At 58.3% G+C, this 20620-nt stretch carries 11 protein-coding genes; 3 read left to right on the top strand and 8 right to left on the bottom strand.

From position 1 onward, the window contains the following. The 3 genes from J5J06_05695 to J5J06_05685 form a co-directional block, all read left to right on the top strand. On the top strand, window positions 1–455 hold a 455-nt coding region (locus J5J06_05695), incomplete at its 5' end, for a transposase (GenBank protein ID MCO6436562.1). An 86-nt stretch (window positions 456–541) separates the two neighbouring features. Continuing rightward, window positions 542–685, top strand: coding sequence for a hypothetical protein (locus tag J5J06_05690; GenBank protein MCO6436561.1), 144 nt, complete (start codon window positions 542–544; stop codon window positions 683–685). 204 nt (window positions 686–889) lie between these two features. Next, entirely contained in the window at window positions 890–1180 is a 291-nt protein-coding gene (locus J5J06_05685; GenBank protein ID MCO6436560.1) for a hypothetical protein, read from the top strand. 72 nt (window positions 1181–1252) lie between these two features. Here the strand turns inward: J5J06_05685 and J5J06_05680 are convergent, their stop codons facing one another. The 8 genes from J5J06_05680 to J5J06_05645 all read right to left on the bottom strand — a co-directional run bounded on the left by J5J06_05680 (window position 1253) and on the right by J5J06_05645 (window position 20344). After that, window positions 1253–3358, bottom strand: coding sequence for a DEAD/DEAH box helicase (locus J5J06_05680; protein ID MCO6436559.1), 2106 nt, complete (start codon window positions 3356–3358; stop codon window positions 1253–1255). Between the two features lie 10 nt (window positions 3359–3368). After that, window positions 3369–4682 (bottom strand): BREX system ATP-binding protein BrxD, encoded by a 1314-nt coding sequence (gene brxD, locus J5J06_05675; protein MCO6436558.1) that lies wholly within the window; start codon window positions 4680–4682, stop codon window positions 3369–3371. Between the two features lie 10 nt (window positions 4683–4692). Further along, complete coding sequence (gene pglZ / locus J5J06_05670; GenBank protein MCO6436557.1) at window positions 4693–7359, bottom strand: BREX-2 system phosphatase PglZ; 2667 nt, start codon at window positions 7357–7359, stop codon at window positions 4693–4695. A 6-nt stretch (window positions 7360–7365) separates the two neighbouring features. After that, on the bottom strand, window positions 7366–11058 hold the full coding sequence (locus tag J5J06_05665; protein ID MCO6436556.1) for a phage resistance protein: 3693 nt from the start codon (window positions 11056–11058) through the stop codon (window positions 7366–7368). Between the two features lie 36 nt (window positions 11059–11094). After that, entirely contained in the window at window positions 11095–11778 is a 684-nt protein-coding gene (locus J5J06_05660; GenBank protein MCO6436555.1) for a hypothetical protein, read from the bottom strand. An 82-nt stretch (window positions 11779–11860) separates the two neighbouring features. Continuing rightward, the gene (pglX, locus tag J5J06_05655) at window positions 11861–15832 is read right to left on the bottom strand and encodes a BREX-2 system adenine-specific DNA-methyltransferase PglX (GenBank protein ID MCO6436554.1); all 3972 of its coding nucleotides are present in this window, start codon (window positions 15830–15832) and stop codon (window positions 11861–11863) included. Beyond that, window positions 15833–20098 (bottom strand): BREX system serine/threonine kinase PglW, encoded by a 4266-nt coding sequence (gene pglW / locus J5J06_05650; GenBank protein ID MCO6436553.1) that lies wholly within the window; start codon window positions 20096–20098, stop codon window positions 15833–15835. A gap of 30 nt (window positions 20099–20128) precedes the next feature. Then, a complete protein-coding gene (locus J5J06_05645) occupies window positions 20129–20344 on the bottom strand; it encodes a helix-turn-helix domain-containing protein (protein MCO6436552.1) in 216 nt (71 codons plus the stop codon). Window positions 20345–20620 lie beyond the last annotated feature (276 nt).

Raw genomic sequence — 20620 nt, 5'->3', positions numbered from 1 at the left:
CGCCCATCCACTACAGCTGGGACCGGCGGGATCGATTGTCGGTCATCTCGGCGATCACGGTCTCGCCGACGCGGCGCCATCTGGGACTCTACTTCGACGTTCACGACCACAACATCAATACGGACACCTTCGAATCGTTCGTTCGCTGGCTGCGACATCAGGTTCGCCGCGGAATCGTCCTGGTCGTGGATCGCTGGTCCGTCCATCGATCGGGCGTACGGCGACTCCTGGACCGATTCGGTTCCAAAGTCCAGGTCGAGTGGCTTCCGCCCTACGCCCCCGAGCTCAACCCGGTGGAGCAGGTCTGGTCGCACACGAAGTACGCCGATCTGGCCAACTACATACCGGACGATGCCGGCGCCCTGGCCGAGGAAGTCATCGACTCCCTCGACCAAGCCGGCAAGAGCCAGAGTCTGCTGCGCTCGTTCTTCCATCATGCGAAACTCAGACTGTGAGATATTTATTTGTCGAATCAAAGATCAATAGAAGAGGCGCAATTCGGATCGTAGTCTACGTAGACGGCGGGATCGTACAGGATGTCTTGAGTGACACCGCTGGCGTACAAGTGATGATTGTGGACTACGACAACGAGCGCGCGGGTGATCCGAAGTCATCGCGCTCTTTTGAACCGGTGGCGGTGGACGTATCGATGATCGAGCGCACGGTCAACAGAACGGAGGGCTAATCCCAACCCCGGTCTCCGTACACCGTTTCCTTTTCCCTTTCTTTTTTCGCGGTCGAGCTTTCTGGCCGCGATTCCTCCCTCGAGCTAGCGCCAGCTATGTCCGCCGATTCGCGCCAGGCGCGAAAAAAGCCCAGCGACACACTTGCGCTGGCCGGTCTCGTGCGCTATGCTCTGGATAGAGTCTATGAGTAGGGAGTGTGTGCGATGAGCATGGCGATTCGAAAAATAGCAGTAGCGGGGTTTGTGGTGGGTGTTTTGGCGATGGCCAACGCAGCGGTGGTGGCTCGGTGGCTCGAGGAGATAGGCGTCATCCCATGGGCACAGCGAATACGGGAGGCCTATCTTTCCGGTCCGACCCTCACTGTTGTTGTGGTGTTGCTGATTCTGTCGCCGTCTGGAACGGCCGTGGCGCTTCATGTCCGGCGTTGCCGTGTGTGTAGCTGTCTAATGCTGCGGCGCGGCACCTATTGTTGTCGGTGCGGGAGCCGCGTGTGATGTCAAGGCTATTTTGGCCCGCGAGATGCGCCCCTGCGCCGTCCACCACCGTCAACCAAGACGCCAGCTTTGTCATTCCACCAGAGTCACGTTCCGATAGGGCTCGCGGAGCACGCTAGTTATCGCAACCGGATCGGCCATCCGTGCCTGCAGAATGCCTCGCGCCACCGTCTCAGGTAGGCAAGAGGTAAACTTCAGCCCCTCGAGCATCTCAGGCTCGACGTCGACTTTGAGCATGTCGGCGCCGGCCTGCCGTATCTCAGTTATTGCCTCGCTAAGAGTCTCTTGAGAAACTCCGCAAGCGATGGTGATCGACAGACTCTCACTCTCCACAACCGACACGGTCAACTCGCGCAGCCGTTGACTGATCGCGGCGTTCGCGCGATCCCCGGCGAAAGTCCACCAAGCCAACCCGGTTTGGCTCGAAACGATTGCCGTATCTGCCTCTTGCACCCAGGAGTACTCCTCCCGAGCCTCTTTCATCTCGGCCCGAGCGCGCTGCGACCACAGCGAGGGTTCGTCATCAGATACAAGGATCCGACGGATCGACTGACAAAGTTCGAACGACATCGATTGCCCGCTACCTAGCCATCGGGAGCGTCCCCGACGCTCAACCGGCTCCACGTAAGCAACTCTGCGATTCCAGTCGACGTGCGTGACCATCCAGCTTCGCCCGCCGAGAAGCAGCGTCTTCTCTGCCTGTTTCCCCGCGGCGAAAGACAACTCATGAACAAAGCCGAGATCGGATTGTCCACATTTGACAGTAAAGAGTGGCTCGCTCGTAAAAACAGATAGCAAATCCATGAAGTTACGATAGCCGAATTCCGTCTCGCCCCTCCGCCCAAACCACAGAATGCCGTTCTCTTGCCACAGGATGTCGAGCGCGATCATATGATCCAAAATATCTTTTGCGTCCGTCTCGCTCAGCTCGGCAAAGGCCGGAACAAGACCTATCCACTCGCGCCATGCCTGACGCTCAACGCCGCCAAGTTGAAGCGCAAGGGCCATGATCTGTTGCGCAAAAACGTGATAAGGGCGTGGTGGCGGCGCGATGGGCTCTACAAAGCCGCTCCTCCACATTTCGATGAGACCCGCGGCGCGCAGTAGGGCTTGACGATTCGTCGCAAGAAATAGGCAGTTACTCACGAGGTCGGATCGACGCCCTGTGCGGCCCATTCGTTGAAGGACGCTTGCTACGCGTGTAGGAGCGTCGATCTGCACAACGCGATCAAGATCGCCAACGTCGATGCCAAGTTCCAAGGCACTCGTGGCCACGATGGCGCAATCATTCTCCGATGCAAATGCCGATTCCGCTCGAGCGCGCTGGTCTTTGCTAAGTGAGCTGTGCGTTACGAAGGCCTTGACTTCGAGCTGACGTAGGTGCGATCCCAGCTCCTCCGCGCGAGAGCGGCTGTCGACAAAAACGAGGCGTTTCTCTCCTCGGTGCATTCGCGAAATCACGATCGCTGCATTCTCAATTGAGCCGACGTAATCCAACTGGACATCAGGTTTTTTCCTCGCTACCTCGGCAGGTACGATGACCTGACCATGGCCCTTGGCCCCCGACTTCAGCCACTGCAAGAGCGTCTCTGGGTTGCCAACCGTTGCCGATAGGCCGATCCTCTGAATCTCGCGTCCTGCCAGCTTTGAAACACGCTGCAAGACAGAGAGCATGTGCCAGCCACGATCATCTCCCGCGAAGGCATGCAGCTCATCAACGACCACCACGCGGACCTGGCCTAGGACTCCTTGCGCATCAGTCTTCCTTGAAACGAGCATCACTTCAAGCGATTCAGGTGTGGTCAATAGAATGTCGGGCGGCTCGCGACCAATTTGTGTCCTTTCCGATTGCGAGGTGTCGCCGTGCCACACCGAACACGTGCGCCCGACCAAGGTCGCGTATCGGGATAGCCGGATGTGTAGATTGTTCAAGAGTGCCCTGATGGGGCACAGATACAGGGTGCTCAGACCCCTCCAATCCTCGGTCAGCATTCGCGAAAGGACTGGCAGAATCGCCGCCTCTGTCTTTCCACCTGCGGTCGGAGCAATGACGACGACGTGGTCCCCGTTCAAAACGACAGGAATCACTTCTTCCTGGAATGGCCGCAGCTCGCGCCAGCCGAGGCTGTTGACGACGTGATGCTGGAGGCCAGGATGAAGAAGATCAAACGATGACACACGGGGCGTCCTATGACAGTTCGATTTCGTCGACGCTTGTTGCGGACGCGGCGTGACGTTCTACGGCCGTCATCTCCGAATCCTGAATAGTCAACTTGTAGTGTTGATGCGGGTCGAAGTCAGGAAACTGATCGATGCGGTCCAGGATGTCAGACACGAGCTTCTTGAGGAAAATTCGTGGTGCCACGCCGATCTTACCACCAAGACGACCAGTGACGGCTCGAGCCAGTTCCTCGATATAGGAATCACTTGCCTTCGCAGCCAGGCGGTCCGGCGCGACCGCGTGCATGGTGAACACATCACGTACTCTTCGGCCAACCTCGCAAAGCCGGTCGAGGTCAAAGGCCGCTAGCCGAATCTGTATTGCCCGCGGATTGTCGAATTTCGCGTCTGTCGTGAAGTCGACGTGGAGGCGTTGTGCCAACGGTTCTAGCCGTTGCACGCCCTGGGGCCCTTCGTAGAAGGCCGCCGTTCCCGTTATGAGAAGATAGAGACCGGGAAACCGCCCGGAGTCGATGTCGTCGATGAGTTGTCGCAAAGCGTTCAGACTCTTGTCTCGAACATCACCGCGAACACGCTGAATCGTCTCTACCTCATCGAGGACTACGTACAATCCACCGTGCCCAGAATCCCGCAGAACCGTCAGTAGCCCCTGCAGGCAGCTCATTGCTCCAAAGTGATCAATGTCACCCTTAATTCCGACTTGCCGCTTGATGCTTGCGGCGACGTTAGGCTGCCCGGTGAGCCACGCAGCGACCCCATCGGCTAACGCAGTGTCGCCGTTCGCCCTTGCTGTGTGATAACCCCTCAGTGCGACCGAGAAGGTCGGCGCGGACTGGGTTACGGCTGCCAGCCGTTTCTCCATTAGGTTGTTGGAGTGCTCGAGTAGTTGCTTCCGATCGTCCGGCGCTACTTTGCCTTCGGCTAGTACGTCCTCCTCAAGCGTGTAGAACCAACCATCCAGTATGTTTTGGAATGCCCCCGTGGATGTGTCTGCAGTTCCTAGCCGCTCCATCAGGCGGCGATAAACGGTCTCGAGGCGGTGCAGCGGTGTCTCTGTCTCGGAAACTTGGACCTCCGATGTCGCAAATCCCTTCTGACGTGCACGCTCGGAAAACCAACGTGAGAAGAACGTTTTACCGGTACCGTATTCACCGCGCAGCGCCTTAAACCTGGCACCTCCGGCCTGGACCGAGTCGAGCTCCTTATTGAGCGTACTCTCGAATCGGTCCAACCCCACGGCCAGCAGGTCTAGATTCTGCATGGGAACCGTCCCTCGGCGGAGGGCATCAATGAGCTCGTCTCGGCGTTGGCTGCTGATCATCTTCATATGACTACTCGGAGCCTAACTCAAACTGCTTCTTTAGCAGCGAGATATTCAAAACCACCGTATTAGCGGCATCCTGGCGATCCAAGACCGCATATCCCTCGACGTTTAGTACGCGCTGCACGATCGCGAGGAGCCCGGGCAAACGATGCTCTGGCGTTCCTGTCGCGCTAGCGAGTGCGCGAGTCGTCATGGATCCGCCCCTACTCGCCAATGCCTCAAGCAGCCTTCGAAGCACTTTGTCGTCAACGGGAGCGCGGCCGGCGCGCTGCTTCTGAACGGCGAGCGTTTCGCACCTGAGCAACGACTCGATCCAGGCAACGGAGGCAGCTGTTGAGTCCTCGGGTATTGGATCGAATAAGGTCGGCTCCGCAGGCTTTCGGTCGCGCGCGGGAGGTCGTTCGGTAATAGTCTCGATCACTGGCTGCGGCCTCTCCGGCTCAATCCACCATTGCGGAACATCAATTGGCAGCTCTTCAAATCCCTCAGGAACTTGTAACTCCGGCCATAACAGACTGATCGGGATCAACATCTCCTGGGGCGTGGCACCGCCATGGTAACCGTTCTTCTTTGGCCCATACCTGAGCCGCTCGGACCATGGAACAATCGCCTTTCCGCCTTCGGGTAGCACGACTCGTGCAGACGCAACCTCGATTTCCTCATCAGACAAGCCGCCGCCTGGTTGGCGCCAACGTAGTCCATCGTCTCCCTCGCGGCTCACAGTTTGTCGGTCAAGCATGTGACCATGGTCGCTGAGCATCACGACGCAACGACCGGCGGAAGCGGCCTCAGCCAAGATCGGCTCCAACACTCTAATCTGATGCATGTTCCAGATAGCATCGATCTGATCGCCTTTGTCGAGGTGGTCGTCCACCGCGTTGATGACGATTCCGACGACTCGTTGCTTCTTGTTGGCAAGCGCTTTCCGAATGTCGCCGGCGAGACTCGAATCATCGTCGCCTTCGAGTGCTGCCTTGTGAAAGAGCTTCGGCATGAAACCGGGCTGAGAAGAACCGGCAAGCGCAGGATGATCGGCAAAGCCACGCGCCTCATCGGACGCCTGACCTCGTCGGATGCTTCCGCAGAACAAACTCGTTCGACAAACTTCCGTCACCGACGGAAGCGCCGCGAGACCAATGATCCGCTCAGGTGGCGTTTCGCCGCTTACCTCAATCCAGTCATGAGACCGAATGTCGGATACAAGCTCTCGAAACACGGCCCAGTTCATGCCGTCAATGAGGAGTAGTAGAACGGGAACCCTTACGGCTACCGGCGCTACGACGCGGTCAAGAACCTGCTCGACGGGAATCAGTCCTAAGTCCGGAGCACCGGCAGCTCGTTCCTCCACGAGCGCGCCGCCGAACCGACGATTCTCCGCTTCCCGCAGCTCCGTGACGCTGTCGACAAGCCGAACATAAGCAGCCGCGAGATCTTTGTTCGATTCTCCACCCCGCAAGACGCGTCGGGCCCAATCAACAAATCCGCCGTCCACGGAATAGCTCCTTGCTATCACCGCTAGACCGACGGGTTGCGACACGTTCTGCCTACGTTGATCTGCAAGCCACCTTGCTAGCCGAAGGGCCATAGTGACCCGTTCAGTCCGCCTGCTGCCATCGCGGGCAAGCCGATGGCTCATCACACTCGCGTTGATTTCCTGAAGTTCCGCAGATACTGATGTGGCGCGTGCGTCGATGTGGGCAATCAACGCACCGCCGAATCGGGACAGGCGTTGTTCGAACCCGCTGTCCAGTTCGTTGCTGTGTCTCGCGTGATCTGCCGCACCGATGCTCTTGAGTATGGCTTCCGCTTCGTCCTTGCACCGACGCAGCGTCTCCCGCGGCAGAAGTCCGACAACCGTGGATGCGGCATCGCGCCAGCGCCTGGCCGAATCTGTATCCAAACTGGTCGCGCCGACATAGGACTCGAGTCTTCCGGCGGCCTTATCCAACTCATGACCGACGGCATCGTGGTACACGACGCCCATGACCAGGCCAATGGCGAGCGCCTGCGAGCCATACTCGGTCTCCAGACACTTTAGGATCGCAGCAGCCGTTTCACCTGCCTGATCCGAAATCCACTCACTAGCCGCGGATCGAAACTCGACAGAGCAGGCCTGCCACCGCCGGGCTAGGTCACTTTCGGCAGAACATCGCAGGATGCCTACGAGATCTGGATGAGCACCGGAAAGACCAAGGTCTTCCTTGAGGAGTATGCCCCAGACGGTATCGGCGTCGACGAGACCGCCCGCGACCGGTGGAATCTCGCGCGTTCCCGCATGCTCGAGAAGTAGATCCGCAAGAAAGGAGTGCCGGGTGATTCTCGGGTCGAGCTGGCGCGCCTGAAACAGGGAACGGATGATCTCCCAACTATTGAGTGGATGCAATCGCCGCAAGGCCAATCGAACGAGAATATCGTCATTGACCTTACCCTGGTCCAATGGTGTAACCAACACTGTTGCCGGCGTGTTTTCGGGCGATTCCTGTAGCGCAAGACGCATTTCCAGCGGTGAGTCGCACTGGTAAACAGCAAGCCGGTCGTCTCCATCGCCCTGAACGGATGGCCCCGTCCACCGCCCGGAAGAGAATATCCCAAAGACCCTAGCGGATGGCGCTTTCTTCCGGATCGCCCGGACTTGGGCCCGTATGACACCTAACGATGGAGCTGCTGTCGGCATCGCGGACTATTCCTCCACAACCCAGGACACGTTGACCCGGGCCGTCTGCTTGTCTTTCATCTGCTTGCTAATGCGATCGATCTCGTTCTTCGCTTCTTCTGGCGTCAGGTTGTCACGCGATCCGCTGTCGATGACCTTTTTGCCTTCCTTTTTCGGTGGTGGCGTCACGGTCACGGTACCCGGACCATTGCCACCTGTTGTCGATCCACCGGGCGGCGCCGTATGACCAGTCGCGACCGGCGTTAGCAAGTCAATCGCCTTGTTCTGTTCCATGCGAAGCACCGGTCCGAGGTCGACAACGTGCTGGTCGCCGCTAAGCGCTTCAACCACACGTCGCAGAATGCCTTCGGCCGCGGTTGCACGATCGTCCTGAATACTCCGCATACTGTCGAAGAGCTTCCATTGCGTCGACGTAAGACTAGTTACCACTTGCGGCGCGGAGGCGTAACTTGTGCCCATCGCCGCCTCGGAGGTCTGGGGCGTCAAGTTCGCGAGGCTTTCGACAAGTGCGGCTGGTGTTGTGTCGGAGATGGCCTCCAGGAGTTCGAGCACCGCCTGCGCTGTCTGGAATCGTGGGGCCTTTTCCTTGGTCTCGCCGAAGTCGGAGAGTTGAACGCCGAGATTGTCAACGAGTTTTCGACACGCATCTATCTGCGCTTTGGCCCGCGTCTGGATTTCGTCCGCCAGCTTCGCGAGATTGGCCGCATTGAGCAGAGGCGACGAAACATACCCGAAGATCCGGCTCGCCCGCTCTATGGCCGTAACCCAGGATTGCTCGGGCGGTAACCGCTGCTCGCGAAGTTCGACCTCTTCGGGAAGGTTGGCGAGCGTCGCATCGAAAGGAGCTCCGTGCCGGAAGAAGCTCCGATTCGTCTGGGCCGCAAACACCATGATGATTAAATTCGCGCATTCCTTGGGCAAGCCCATCGGACGAGGTTCGTCAATCCACTTGCGCAGCGCCACAACGGTCATCGTAGTGCCCGATTCGTTAGCCTTCCGCAGGAAATGATCGCGCCAGCGCTGGCTCAATACAAAATGTGTCTCGCCCTGTTCTCCCAGATTCAACGGTTCCGCGATCTGCTTGACTAGGCTGCGGCAGTTTCTCTCAACGAGCACGCGGCCACCCTTTTCCGACGTGGCCTTGATAACCTCATCGTGCACCTTGCGCAAGTGCAGGCTCTTGATTTCTGCGCCAAAACTCGGATGCTGTGGAAACTCGAAACCAAGCCCCTGTCCCAGCAGATCCTCCAGTGCACCTTTCAGGCTACTGGCGGCGGGCGGCTGAAGATCAAGACTGGGATATAGCGACCGGAATGTGTCTGTAAGTTCGTGAGCGTTGTCGATCGACTTGCTCTGGCTACCACGAATACCGTAGGCAGCTTCGATATGCTGCTTTACCCGCTCGCGCAGAGAACTCCGCTGGTTTGCAAGAAGCGTTCGCGCGGTTGGGCGATCCTGCGGCGACAGGAACGATGCGTAGCCGTTGAATCGCTCACCGGTCAGTACGTGCTCGATGATCACCAGACGACTCAGGTCCCGCATCGCAGATTCGGAGAAAAATGCCGGCAGCCAGATGATCGTGCGCGTACCGTTCGAATTGTTCTGACCATACAGCTGGAGCTTGCCGATATCGTCGCGCGTGGTGTGTCCCGGCTCATCGAATGGATAGTCGATGATGACCTTCCACATATCCGCGTTTGCGGTCAGCGAAGTATCCGGCAGCGAGCGCACGTTGCCATAGATGACATCACACTCGCGATGTGTGTTTCGCCAAAGAAACTCATGCGAGAGATACATCTGATCCGCGTTGTCAATCTCAAGTTCCTCAAACAGGATCTGGCGAACCATGCGCATCTGGTTGCCCGGATTGTCCTCGTGCGTGGCTGCGGCGAGGATGGCCTCCGTGTCCACGCCGCTGAGTTGTATGGCAATCGTCGCGTTTCCACCCTCGGATTCGACCTTGATCTCGCCAACCTCGGCGGCCCACTGCTTGCATTTCTGCAGTACAAGTCCGGCTTCCTTGCCCGGGATCGGCGAACGGATCGTGCCGTGGTTGAGCGCGGCCAGCCGATTGGCAGTCAGCGCACGAAGCGAATTGACTCCAGGCACCAGCGCCGCAAGCAGGAGTGTCTTGATAAGACGGTCGTCGTTGACAAAGTTGATCCTCGTCTGATCGTCGAACGGCTTTGCGAGCAGCTCATCCCGCCGTCCTTCATGCTGCGCTTCCAGCATGGGCAACAGCTTCTCATGGTACAACTTGCGGGCGTTATCGAAGTGGACCTTCATGTCCTGGCTGAACGCCTCGTCGCCGTGCGCGACGGCGTCGTACAAATCGCCGACCGGAACAATGTCGCCCACCTTCAGTGTCTGTTGCTGTTCCACGAGCAGCTGCATCATCACCTTGATCGCGGTGCGCTCTCGTTGAAGCATGCTCGATGCGGCGATCAGCGTTTCCATGAGCGCGGGGCTGAAGGGATAGATCAGCTTGAACATGTCCCGGTCGAATTCGTTGGCCAGGAGCGTGTCCATGACCTCCTTGCGGATCTTCGCGGTCGACTGAAACGCGTCATCCAATTCCTGGCGAGCGGCCGCACTACGCGTCTTGAGCACGCGCTTGTGCGCGATCATCGGCAGGTTGCGGTCCTCCAGCTTGATCACGCCAAACCGACCGTCCGACCAATCCACGGAGTCATCGAAGTTCAGTTTCTGTGCGCCGGGTACCGTGTCGCCGATCAGCTTGCGCAGGTCCCGCTGTCGGGCCACGAAGCTGATCAGCGGAATCGGGCGATCCGCGTGCTGCCCCTCAACGAGCTTGACCAGCTTCTGGGTCTCCCGATGGATAAATGAAAGATCAGCGGCGTGACTGGCGAGCCACAGGATGAGCTCGTCCAGGAAAAGGACCAGCGCGTCGTACCCAAGTGCCTGGGCATGCTGCGAGAGCACGGCCAACCCGTGATCCAGATCGAGATAGGCCTCGTCCTGACCAGCTGCGACGTTATGATAACTGCGGAAGTAAGCCGCAATGAGATCTCCGACCAACTGGCCTCTTGTTCCGTCTTTCCTTCCGGGAGGCTCGTTGACCGCTGCCTCGAATGTCGCGCCTGTCCAGCCCTCCGAGATCTTGCCCCAGCCATCTTTTCCGCCAGCCCGATTCTGGTTGAGCTTGTCAAAGAACGCGGCATCGCCCATGTCCTTGCGCAGGCTCTGTGCATCTTCAAAGAGGCTCTCCGCAAGATAGACGCCCGGAACGGGCGCTTCTGGATGGAGCCGACGGACGTAATCCGCGTAGCGGCCGAGGATGCCCTGCTCCATGCTGCGGCTACCGATCATGTGGAACGGCACGAGCAGGAACTTGCGGCCGTGCGTCCACTCGTTGTGCTTGGCGACGACGTCGGCGAGTTCCTTGATCGACCGCGCCTCAGGGTTGTTCTGGAGCAGCAGGTGCAGCACGGCCATGAAATGGCTCTTACCGCTACCGAAGCTTCCGTGCAGATAGCATGCCTTGCTCGAGTTGGCGTCGACCGCACTCTTGATGAACCCAAGGGCATGATCGAAGCAGGCCTCTAGCTGCGGCGTCACCACGTAGTTCATTAGCGTGCGTGTCGCATTGGATGCCGATACGCCGTCAACAAGCTTGAGGACGTAGTCGCCCTTGTCTATCTGCGATGGGAGATCAAGAAGATCAGCAAGCAATTGCATTATCTTGCATCCTTGTATGCGCGATGACAGTCGTATCTACTCTTCATCGAGACAATCGTCCTCAGAAAAATGCTCGGCCAACCACTCATCCGTAATCTCGTCCCCCCCTCGCTCCGCTTGCTCCTTGTTTAAGGGTGGCAGATTGTCAGGAGCCGGCTTGCCAAAACACTTCTCCCACTTAAGGAGTGAAAAGCTCTCTGCGGTTATCGCCGCTGCCGCGCTTTGATGTTCATGGTTGGTCCCACGATCGGGCCAACAGGCGTCGAGAATTTCAGCAACATCAGCTGCGTGTTTCTTGTGCCAATCCTGCATGCTGATTCGACGATATCGACATAACATATTCTCGACCTTGTACAGCTTCTGAAGTTCCGCTTTCTCATCCCACGTCTTCCTAGAATCGTGCAGCTTCTTGGGAACGTCATTACTCCAGCTCCGAACTAGCTGCCAGAATCGACAATGAAGGCAGGTCGTCATGCCAATGTAAACAACGCCTTGGTAGAACTCTGCTTCCTTCTCCATGGTTTCCTTGCTGTCGTCGTCCCAATCCAAGTCACTCCTAACCGGGAACTTGATTGGATCTCCGTTATCGTCCGTGCATATGAGTTGGTATTCGCCGGGAGACTTCGGTATCTCATTACGCTTCCACTCGGCCGGCGCTTTGCCATTGATTGGAGTCCATACATTGAGCGGCATGCCTGCCGGCTTCAATTGTTTTCCCATCGCGTTTCCCTTTTTGGTCTTGCGCCGTGTTCCGACCGAGCATCGATGCCAAAAGACAGGCACCTCGCACATTCACGACTATCTACGTTACCTTCGTTCTTCTCCGCCGTTTTTTTTGTATCGCGTCTGCAGGCGGTTTCCAAGCCATGACTTCGTCCACGGTTTTGCCGATCGCCTTGGCCTCTTCGGCCAGGTAGTTCTCGAAGTAGTCGCCCATGCGGGTGCCGTACGCCGGGTCTAGCTCGTTGTGCCACTGCTTGAGCCAGGGGATGAGCTGGCCGATGGCGGCGAGCAGGGGCACGAGCTTGCGACCTTCCTGTTCCTTGGCCAGCTCGTAGCGCTCGGCGATCGCGCGGGCAAGTTGCAGGTGGTCGTAGCCGGCCCAGGCGATGACGAGCGTGCCGTCCTCGCCCTCGCAGTAGGGGAAGCTCACCCAGCGTTCCTTGGGCACATCCAGCTTGCCACGCAGGCGCCAGTAGTTGCCGTCGAGGAAGTCTGAGCTTTTGTACTTTGGGGGCACCGCGATCTCAGGTGGCTGCGGAATAGAGTCGAGATGTTCCAACGCCGCCTGGTAATCCCTGTCATCCTTGCACGGCTCTCGTACGAGGCTGTCGAGATTCATGGATTGCTTGTGAACGGTGTTCTTCAGGTCTTCCATCTGACGGGCGAGAATTAGCCCCTCTGACGGAACACCGTGACTTAGGAGCACGCCTGCCGTGATCTCAGGCTCATATTCCCACGTCACCTCAGCTTTAGGTGCGAAATCGCGGTATAGCTTCTTGCACAAGTCAAGCAACAACGCACGTGATGCCTTCAACTCCCGAGTCTCTTCCGGGAACCGCTCACGTATCCGATCCTCTTCAGCCTGAAGCGCGTCGTGCGCCGCCTCACGAGCGGCAGTGAGGCGGTCCTCTTCACGCTGCAAGTCCCACGTTCGCTCCCAAACGGCGCGCTTATCTAAGCCGCTCGGTCTGTAGCGCAGAACGGGTAGCGCCGGCACACTTTCCTCCGCGATCAACTCGTCTACGAGCCTCGCTACATCGAAGTCCATCCGTCCAGCATACAAAGCTGCCACTTGCATGAAATCCGTGTCCACACGAGCTAAGTCGGCAACCTGCGCTGTGTTTGTAACACGCGGCTCACGAAGCGATGCGTGTGCCGTCAGCAGTCCCTCTTCATTCATCCGACCATCCAGATCGAATAAGTATTCTAGACGGCACAGAAGCCAAGCTCGGCACGCTCGCTGTTCTTGTGGCGGTCGAGATTCCACGTGCCACCGCCTCTTGTTTTCGGGCCGCTCAATTAACCCAATTCTCGGGTCATTCCGTATGAAATCGATCCGTTTCTGCACAACCGTTCTGTACTGCTTTGGCCATTCGGGCGGCATTTCAGTGCGGGGTACGAATCCGTGTCGTTGAAACCACGTCGATTCTTCTTCGCCAGTCTTGATCCTCTGGGCGAGGACGAACTCAAACGCCCGTTCTCCACCATGAATAGGTGGGGGATCTTCGGATAGTGGTGCATTGTCTATGATGCCATAGAGCTGATAGCATTCCCAATCGAGTTCCTCTTGCAGTGCGATTAGCCTTCCGAGCGTTCGCTCAGCCTCAGCGGCGGCTGCCTCCCGTTCTGTGTTGTTAGTCAATAAGCCGTTTGCGTCAGGAGTTAGTTCGCGATAGCGCCTCGATAGTTTGTCAAGCTGGCGTGGGATGGCCTGAGGCCGTTCGCTTGGCAGCGGTAGCCTTTCGAGCAAGCGAGCATTGAAGGCGTACGTGTTGAAGGCGACGTCGCCAGTTGTTCGTGCGCCCTGATCGTCGGTCGAATCTCCTTTGTTGTGTGCGCCCTGCTTTAACCAAAAGCAAGTCAGTGAGGAGTTTAATATGCCAAGAAGAGGAAAGTGATCGGAGTCCGTTGCGTCTGAGCGCAGTTTGATGAGGGGCGCTGTTCGGTTGAAGATGCGCCCCCCACGATCAAACACGAAGTTATTATGCGTAGCAACCTCGCCATAGACCAGAGCCAACGCTGTCTTGAGTTTGTCAGTATAAAGCTCCTGCCACTCGTACCAAGTCATGCCTCGTTCAAGCATCGGAGTACCGAACTTCTTACGACGTGACAGTACGGATCGGTGCTGCCAAAGCAGTTGCGCCATGTTGGGCATACTTTCGAGTGGCCTTGGTTTTAGGTCGGTGTCATATGGCCAAAGCGCCGGGCGCGGCTGATCGCACTGCCAGTCTCGAATCTGGTCGCCCATGACAAGGGATCGAGATGCCTCAATGCGCAATCGGCGGATCGCCAAGACATCTGGGAAGATGTAGAGTTCGTCCTCCCCTGTCACAGACATGATCCCGGTACTCTCTGCTACATCGACAACGCGCAGCTCGCACCCTTCATCAAGCGACGCCTTCAAATCGGCAGCGCCTCCGCCGCCAATCGACCAAGGGTGATTTGCGAAGTGCTTCCGGTCACTATCTGCGACGCTAATATAAGTGCTTTCACTGCCTGGCACATCGATCTGATGAAGAATGGCAGTCCAGACCAATCCGCGTGCGGGATCTTCTGGGGCACGCGGCTCTCCGCGGATGCCCATCACCGCCCGGACTTGGTCACCGACCGGCAGCCTGTTGCGGGCGAAGATAATGACGGTCGGAGTTCCGTGACCAGGAATGTATGCACCGCTTGTATCGATAACATGCGTGAGATCGAGACCGGCGAGGTATTTTTCAATGAGCCTCTTCCCGAATTCGCGTTTCATGAAGGCGTTCGCAGTGATCTTGCCAATGAAACCGGACTGGGAAACATCGCGCGAATCAGATGGTTGGATTGCCAGATCGAAGAAGCGTTCGAAGAATGGCACAGAAAGCGTGTATCTCCCGTAACAGGTTGTGAACCTATCACGATAGTGAGCTCGAAGTGCCGAGTCCTTGACAGCAATGTACGGGGGATTCCCAACGACTACGTGGTAGTGGTTCGGTCGGAGGATCTGGCGGAGTGTCGGGAGATCCTCTGCGCCATAGACATGTTGCCCCAGTGGATCCGCAACAAGGCCCAGGTCACTCTCGCGCGCCCCGTGAAGAAGTGAGTCGCCACATGCCAGCCTGAATCGGAATGTTGGTGCGTGCGCTAATCTGCGAAGGTGACACTCGCGCATCGCTGCCGCCAATAGCCGAAAGCGTGCGATCGCAACCGCGAACGGGTTCAAATCAACTCCATGTATCGATGCTGCAGCATTGTTTATTAACTCACGATCAGGTGTCGCTGGTTCCAAGGTGCGCCAACGCTTCAGTACTCGAGCAAACGCTCCCAGTAGGAAGTGCCCGCTGCCACACGCGGGGTCGATCATTCTGAGTCCCTTGAGGCCAAACGCGTCGATGGCCGGCTCCAGCGTCCGGTCTAGGATGAATTCCTCGACGAACACCGGCGTCTGCAGCAATGCGTACTTCTTACGCGCTGCCTCAGAGAGGTCCTGATACAGGTCGCCCAAAAAACGCGTGTCCCAGGTCGGATCGGTGAAGTCGTGAACAAGCTCGCCGCTCTCGTCTTTGTCGATCCTCTGGAAGAACTCGATCAGCTTCTGTGCCGCGTCGCCAGAGAGCCAATCGCGGTAGGCGTTAACAAGGTTGTGCGGACCAAAGATGTCCTTCGCGCCCGGCAGTTTGGCCATGTCATCGAATACAGCCAACAGATAGTCACGGTCGGTGTTTTTCGCATGGTCCTTGAAGTACAGGTCCCGCTCGTCGCGAGCCCGCGCCATCCCGCGCCCGTCGCCCGCGCCATGCAGCGGCCCGGAGATCCGTGGTGGCGAGATCAACTCGTTGTCTTCGAGGAAGCGCACAAAGACGCACGACAGCACCCACGCGGCCGCGACCTGCGTGATCAGATCCGCGCGCCATGCTTCGTACGCATCCCCAGTGCGGCCAGCATCCTTTGCTTGGGCGTACTCCTTCTGAAGATCAGCGTCGATTTGCGGAACCTCATCGCACCGCGCGCGAAGATCCGCTTCGAACTCCTTGAGGAGCGGCTTGAGATCAGCAAGCAGTTGTTTGCGGTCAATCATCTATGCCTTCTCGGATCCTGTTACTTCAGCCTTCCCGGTCGTGGACTTCTTGCCGTTGCCGTTCGCCGGGTCGGTCCGATGCAGGTTCTGACACCAGCTCTTGGGAACGGCCGCCCACTGGTTGTTCGTGATCACTGGGACGGCCTTCCCGTCGAGAAGCGGCATCTCCGTTTGTGGGCTGCCGGGGATCAGCAGCCAGGTGCCGTGAACGCGCCCGTCCTGTACGGCCTGCTGCACACGTGAGAGCATGACCACTTGGTCGTACCGCCCCAGCCAATTCAGATGGTAAATCACGACGGTCTTGCCATCTTGCACAATCGCCTCTTCCACCTTGGGAACGACCTTGCTCGCGATGAGATGATTGAGGTTGCGCCAGTCCGTACTGTTCGGGCCGGCCGCATCCGCCTTCACGACCACGTTCCAATCGGCGCCGACTTCTTCGGCTGCCTGTCGAAGCGAATCGAGGAAGACGCGCTCGAGATCAAGTGGCCGGACATCGAATCGGTTGAGCAACTCCTGCCGCGCCCGTTCGTAGAGATTCGGCTTGGCCGTGAGTGCCAAGAACGCGCCGTCCTTCTCGGCGTACCGAAGCCTCTCTTCGAACTGGCGCGCTTCGGCTATCTCGGGCGGAATCTGAGCTGACTGCACACTCGCTGATGGCGTCGTCCGCGCAACGGTAGGGAATCGGGAGGGCGTGCCCGATGCATCGGTGATGCTCAGCACGTTTCTCGCCGTGCTAACGTATGCGCCGGCGCCTGGATGGTCGGCTTTCCACGAAAGCTCGAGGCCGGCGTCATTGAGGAGTTTGTCCAGTTGTGGTCTGCCGGGCAGTGGCGCTGCCTGGGGGTAGCGACTGCTGACTCGTTGCTGGACGTTTTCCACTGTTAGGAACCGAGCGCCGACCAATGCACCCTGCGACAGTTTGATGGCTCGGCCGGCACCCATCTGGCGAGGGTAGATTTCCTGGCGGCTCGAAACCGCCGCCGCTTGTGAAGCCGCGGCCGCCAACCGAACCAGGCGCACATCGCTGATCGGTTCGGCTTCGGGGGGGATTGCCGCCTCGCGAAGCATTTCGACGACGCGAATCGGCGGAATCAGCGGATCCTGCTTGGCGATCTCGTCAGCCTGCTGCCCCAGTGCCGTTGCGTAATCAGCCATCGGCATGTCAACGGCGATTAGCACGTTGTTGCCGGTGCGCCGAAAGATGAACTTCGGTTCTTCACGGGCGTTCTCAGTTTCGACGGCCGCCCTGGTGACTACATGAGCGAGACGGGACCGCCGCGGTTCATCCTCGATACTGCCGCGGGCGGCCAGGAGCGCCTGGCAAAGTTCGTCCGCAGACATTACGCCGCCGTTGGCCTCGAGCAGATCGGTGACTTGGTCACGGACTGCGGTGATCGCCGGGTCTTTCTTCCATCTGTTCAAGGCGTCCGCGAGGATCTGGCTGATTCGTCCGCGCGTGACGCCAGCGACTGTTGCGACCTCACCCTGGCTCGGCCATGTCTGGTCGATCCGATCGTCCTTGCCCAGAAGCGCCTCGATCGCAGTGTTCTCAGTGGCGTTGCGGCTCTTTGCTTTGGCTTTGAGGATGCGTTGAGCTAAGACATCGATGCTGAGCTGATCACGCGGGATATCGCTATCGTAATCGTATGTATCATCGCCGATGGTCGACGTTCCGTTTGTCTCGGTCGTTACACCCAAGCGTTCACGGAGGGCTTTCTTGACGGCAAGGATGCGCTTGCGGGTCTTGTTTCCCACGCCTCGCATTCGTGCGAGGCGACGGCCCTGCACACGGAGCAACTCGCTCACCTTGACCACGTTGATTCGATCCAACGCGTCGACGGCAGCCGCACCGAGACCGAGCTCGGACACGTTTGTCTCAGTGGTTGCCGCGGCCACAAGAGCGGCGTTGTCTACTTCGTCCTCTTCAATCGTCGTAGTGAGCGTAGCTGTTGCGGTACGGAAAATGCCCTGCCATGCGTCGAGCATATCTTGAGCGTTGTCGAAGCGATCACGCGCGTTGCGGCGTAGCGCCTTTGCGAAGAATTTGCCGAATTGCTCACGCAGGTTGGGGTCGAATCGCTCGGCGTCGATCGTCACCTCGGCTTCGACAAGCAAGGGGTCGCTCCCACCGCTCCACGTGGGCATGATTCCGGTGGCCATCTGGTAGAGCGTGACGGCTGCGGAGAAGCGTTCCGCCTGCAGATCCCACCGTTTGGGCTTGCGGAGAGGGAGAAACGGGTCGAGGAAGCCCGGGGTTCCAGCGCGAATGTTCTCCGGGCTGTAGCGCGAAAGGGAGAAGTCGAACAGCACCAAGTGCAAGGCGTCGCCACGCCCGACCTTGGACACGCCAATGTTGTCGGGCTTGATGTCACGATGGGCGATTCCTTCGCGCTCGAGGACCACGACGGCTTCGAGCAGGTCTTCACCGAATCGTTCTAGAAGATCGAGACTGAGTCGGCCTTCTTGTCTGATTCGCTGGGCGAGCGTCTTCTCTCCGGCACGATCGAGCAGCAGCCCAATGCGATCGCCGAGTTGCAGGATGTCATGGCAGCGGACGAAGCGTGGATCATCAAGCTTTTGAAGAACTTCGCCCTCGTCTCGTACACGCTCGTTGTGCTCAACGTCAACGGCGACCTTAACCACGAACTCACGTTCGTCCTTCTCTACGGCGAAGGCGATGGCTGTTGACCCGGTTCCAAGTTTGCGTCGTACCGAAAAGCCACCGGGAAGAATGTCACCGGGTTTGGCATGCGTAGGGTCTCCAATGAGCTGGTTACTCGGCGCCGTGAGTTCATCCTCGACACGATCGAGGTATTCGATGAATTCCTCGGCGGTATCCAGCCGATCGGTGACATCGGGGTCGGTGCTATATTGAACAAGCTGGTCGAGCGTTTCCGGTGCACCGTTCAGGACGGCGCTAACGCGTAGGCCGCGGTGCGCCCGTAGCTTCTCCGCGAGTGCTAGCGCGCTTTCCGCAGGTGGCTCGCCCGTGAAGAGCTGGTAGCAGATGGCTCCAAGGGAGAAGACATCGTGGTGTTCGCCCAGCGAATCCACCTCGATGAGTGTCTCGGGCGCCATGAACACTTTGCTTGTCTCGTCGACCAAATCGTCAATGTGAATTGTTGCAGTCACCGGGCGAGTGATGGCCGTCTGGCTAGCAGCCGCTTGGCGATACCCCAGCTGCCAGTTCGTGATCATCACACGCGGCTTGTCGCCGTTGGCGCTGGCGACGAGAACCGCCTGAGGGCTTAGGGCACGATGGACTACGTGCTTCTCGTGCGCGAATCGAACGGTCTCGGCGATCTGCCGCATCAGCTCTAAGCGCAGGTCGTCAGTGAGGTCATTCCTTTGCTCGACAAGGTAGTGGTCGAGACGGACCGCATCGGGGAAATGCTGGAAGATGATTGCCGGCCCGAGCTCATGGTTGGTGAATTCCAAGGCGCGCAATACACCACGATGTTCCAAAACCTGTAGCAGGTGAAACTCGCGTTCGGCGGCGCGCTCAATAGTCTTACGCTGTTCCGGGCTTGTGCCTGATTCGGCGAGATAGATTCGGATGCGCCTCGCAGTATCCGGTAGGGCAACGTGCTTGCCCAGGAAGTCCTGGAACCCTGGGCCCTCATCCAGAAATTCGTGTAACTCGTAATCGCCAACACGCCGGCTACGTTGAGAGGGTTTGATGCCGATTTCTTCGAAGGCTCGGCTGATCGCTTTCGCGATCGGCCGGTTGAATGTTCCGCGTGGGTACTCGGAGAGCCCCGGACACTTGCGTTGCATCAATGCGGCCATGATGCCTTCTCGATTTGTCGTATCGCGAAGGCGTATATGGAATTCTGCGTTGCCCTGCAGTTGGCACTCAACATTCTCGGCCGAACAGAAAATCAGGGGCTCGAGGAAGGGTACGCGGTGCTTGGAGAACGCCCTCTGGCGTTGAAGCAAACGAGCGAGTTTCTTGGCCTTCTGATTCGCCAAAAATAGTGGATTGTCGACAGTCTTCGTTCGGCCCTCGTGACTCCAAGTCCACGTATGGGCATCGCCGCTGAGTTTGCCTGGATTGCTCTTGATCTCAACGAGGAAGAATCCGACTGGCGTGAACACCAGGAGGTCAACCTCGTTGATACTGCCATCGTCGGCGATGAACTCAAAGTTTGACCAAGCCCGGTACGGTTCGTGGTCGGGAAGTCGCGCGCGCACGAAGTCCAGGGCTTCCTGTTCCCAAGGAAACTCGGACCGTGCGATCGTCTTCCAACGTGTCGTCGACATCGGCATCTCGCCACGTCTCCGAGTATCTGTTCAGTCCCGCGCTTCGTCGTCGTTGGCACCGGCGGGCTCGCTCTCGCTGCCGCCCCCGGCGCGCACCCAATCGTCGACCTCGGCCTTTTTGAATTTCCAAAGGCGGCCGACCCTGTGGGCGGGCATTCCCTTGCGATCAATCCACTTGTAAATGGTGTCCCGGCTGATTCCGAGGTGGGCGCAGATTTCGTCGACAGAGAGCCACCGGTCGTCCATCCCGTTCCTCCAAAGCGGACCCGAATGAGAGGGGCCGCGACGGCTATCCCGACCATCGCACGGCAGCCTCCATGCTCCGAAGCGACGTTTCCCGGCCATGATCGCGTCCAGATTGCGGTTGTCAACCGCTCTTTGCCGCTTTATGCTGCTTAGCCCGGATATTTCATGAGTTGACGTTGATTCGCGCATAAGGAAGGCCTTCGAACCTGGTATGATAGGGTTTGCTCCAACGCAATCATGCCGAGGCACGGAGGCCGTTCGTGACAGAGTGTAACC

The sequence above is a fragment of the Phycisphaerae bacterium genome, from assembly GCA_024102815.1.
In the GTDB taxonomy this organism is placed as follows: Bacteria; Planctomycetota; Phycisphaerae; order UBA1845; family UBA1845; genus JAGFJJ01.
Note: the sequence above shows the minus strand (reverse complement) of the source record. Positions and strands in the feature narration are given on the sequence as shown.

Coding starts and splice junctions, on each gene's coding strand:
- brxD (MCO6436558.1), bottom strand. CDS start 4,682: ATGATCAGCAGCCAACGCCGAGACGAGCTCATTGATGCCCTCCGCCGA.
- pglX (MCO6436554.1), bottom strand. CDS start 15,832: ATGATTGACCGCAAACAACTGCTTGCTGATCTCAAGCCGCTCCTCAAG.
- pglW (MCO6436553.1), bottom strand. CDS start 20,098: ATGTCGACGACACGTTGGAAGACGATCGCACGGTCCGAGTTTCCTTGG.
- J5J06_05645 (MCO6436552.1), bottom strand. CDS start 20,344: ATGGACGACCGGTGGCTCTCTGTCGACGAAATCTGCGCCCACCTCGGA.
- J5J06_05660 (MCO6436555.1), bottom strand. CDS start 11,778: ATGGGAAAACAATTGAAGCCGGCAGGCATGCCGCTCAATGTATGGACT.
- J5J06_05665 (MCO6436556.1), bottom strand. CDS start 11,058: ATGCAATTGCTTGCTGATCTTCTTGATCTCCCATCGCAGATAGACAAG.
- J5J06_05685 (MCO6436560.1), top strand. CDS start 890: ATGAGCATGGCGATTCGAAAAATAGCAGTAGCGGGGTTTGTGGTGGGT.
- pglZ (MCO6436557.1), bottom strand. CDS start 7,359: ATGCCGACAGCAGCTCCATCGTTAGGTGTCATACGGGCCCAAGTCCGG.